Genomic DNA, 2428 nt, shown 5'->3' with positions numbered 1-2428 from the left:
GGTGGTTCGTGACTGGCTGTCGCGGGCTCCGGGGTCGGTGGTCGTGAATGAGTACGGGCCGACGGAGGCGGTGGTCGGGTGCTGTGTCTTCGAGATCTCCGCCGGCCAGGAGGTGGGGGAGTCGGTGCCGATCGGGCGTCCGATCGCCAACACCCGGCTCTACGTCCTGGACGACCACCTTCAGGCGGTTGCTCCGGGGGTTGCGGGTGAGCTCTACATCGCCGGCGTCCAGCTCGCGCGGGGTTATGTGAAGCGTCCGGGTCTGACGGCGGAGCGCTTCACCGCGAATCCGTTCGAGCCGGGCGGGCGGATGTATCGCACGGGTGACGTGGCCCGCTGGACCACGGATGGTGTCCTGGAGTACCTCGGGCGGGCGGACGAGCAGGTCAAGGTCCGTGGCTTCCGTATCGAGCCGGGCGAGGTCCAGGCCGTGGTCGCCGCGCACCGCGAGGTCGCACAGGCCGCCGTCATCGCCCGCGAGGACGTTCCGGGTGACACCCGCCTCGTCGCCTACGTCGTCGCGACACAACCTGACGACCAAGAACAACTACCAGCCGCCGTACGAGAGTTCACTGCCCTGCGGCTACCCGAGCACATGGTCCCGGCGGCGTTCGTCGTCCTCGACGCCCTCCCGCTGACCGCCAACGGCAAGCTCGACCGCAAGGCTCTCCCCGCCCCCGAGCATTCCGTCGCGGCGGGGCGCGGGCCGGCCAACCGCCAGGAGGAGATCCTCTGCGCGGCCTTCGCCGAACTCCTCGGTCTGCCTGAAGTCGGCGTCGACGACGACTTCTTCGCGCTCGGCGGCCACTCGCTGCTCGCCGTCCGTCTGACCAGCAGGATCCGCGCCGATCTGGGCGTCGAGGTCCCGCTCCGAGTGCTCCTCGAGGCATCGACCGTGGCAGCACTCGCACAACAACTTGCCAACCAGAAGACAGCAAGGCCGGCGTTGCGGCCGATGCGTAACCAGGAGGAGTCCTGATGATTCCGTTGTCATTCGCGCAGCGTCGGTTGTGGTTCCTCAGCCAGTCCGAGGGCCCGACCTCCACTTACAACATCCCGGTCGTGCTCCGCCTCTCGGGCGACACCGACGGTGCCGCGCTCGGCGCGGCCCTGCGGGACGTGATCGGCCGCCACGAGGTCCTGCGCACGGTCTACCGGGTCGCGGACGGCGAGCCGTACCAGCACATCCTGAAGGCGGCCGACCTGGACTGGGCGCTGACGGTGGCCGCGGTCGCCCCGGCCGAGCTCGACGGCGCGATCGCCGACGTCCTCGGCCACACCTTCGACCTGTCGACCGAGATACCGATCCGTGCCTCGCTGTTCTCGACCGGTGGCGACGAGCAAGTGCTCGTCCTGGTGACGCATCACATCGCGAGCGACGGCTGGTCCAAGCGCCCGCTGGCCCGCGACCTTTCGACGGCCTACGCGGCACGCAGCGAGGGCAAGGCCCCCGAGTGGGAGCCGCTGCCCGTCCAGTACGCCGACTACACGCTCTGGCAGCGCGAGATGCTCGGCGACGAGTCGGATCCCGAGAGCGTGATGGCCACTCAGATGGCTTACTGGCGCGGAGTGTTGGCGGACATTCCGGAGGAGCTGGAGCTTCCTGTCGACCGTTCGCGGCCGGCCGTCCCTTCCCGCCGAGGCCACAAGGTGCCGCTGACCGTGCCCGCCGAGGTGCATGCGCGCCTCGCCGAGCTAGCCAAGGCCGAGGGCGTGACCCCCTTCATGGTGCTGCAAGCCGCCCTCGCGGCCGTGCTCTCCCGCCTCGGCGCGGGCACCGACATCCCGATCGGCACGACCGTCGCCGGGCGTACGGACGTTGCCCTCGACGACCTCGTCGGCTTCTTCATCAACTCCCTCGTCCTGCGTACGGACGTGTCGGGCGACCCGACCTTCACCGAACTGCTCTCGCGAGTGCGGCAGACGGGCTGGGCGGCGTTCGAGCACCAGGAGGTGCCGTTCGAGAAGCTCGTCGAGGAGCTGGCCCCGGCCCGCTCCCTGGCCCGACACCCCCTGTTCCAGGTCATGCTGAAGGTCCAGAACACCGGCGAGGCCGTCCTCGACCTGCCGGGCACGGCCGGCGCGGACGCCCCGGCCCCGAGCAGGACCGCCACCCACGACGGCCCGGCGACCAGCGAGTCCGCGGCGAAGTTCGACCTGGACGCCTCGGTCACGGAGGTCTTCGACGCCCAGGGCGCCCCCGCGGGCCTGCGTGGTTCGGTCGTCGCCTCCGCCGACCTCTTCGACGTCGAGACGGCCGAACGCATCGTCGCCCGCTGGGCCCAGGCGATCGAGCTGCTGGTCACGGCTCCGCAGTCCCGGCTGAGCGCTGTCGAGGTCCTGGACGGGGGCGAGCGCCGACTTCTGGCGGAGTGGAACGAGACGGCCGTCCCGGTGGTGGCGGGTTCGCTGCCGGAGCTGTTCGCGG

At 70.6% G+C, this 2428-nt stretch carries 2 protein-coding genes; both read left to right on the top strand.

Translation table 11 applies throughout. From position 1 onward, the window contains the following. A partial coding sequence (locus ACFVZW_RS37000) for a phosphopantetheine-binding protein (protein ID WP_384530987.1) occupies positions 1-979 on the top strand: 979 nt, incomplete at its 5' end. Beyond that, positions 979-2428, top strand: a 1450-nt coding sequence (locus tag ACFVZW_RS36995; protein ID WP_384530985.1) for a condensation domain-containing protein, incomplete at its 3' end; no start/stop codon positions are given. The genes ACFVZW_RS37000 and ACFVZW_RS36995, both read left to right, overlap by 1 nt.

The organism is Streptomyces sp. NPDC059567 (assembly GCF_042735655.1).
Classification (GTDB): domain Bacteria; phylum Actinomycetota; class Actinomycetes; order Streptomycetales; family Streptomycetaceae; genus Streptomyces.
This window is presented reverse-complemented; position numbering and strand designations above follow the sequence as displayed.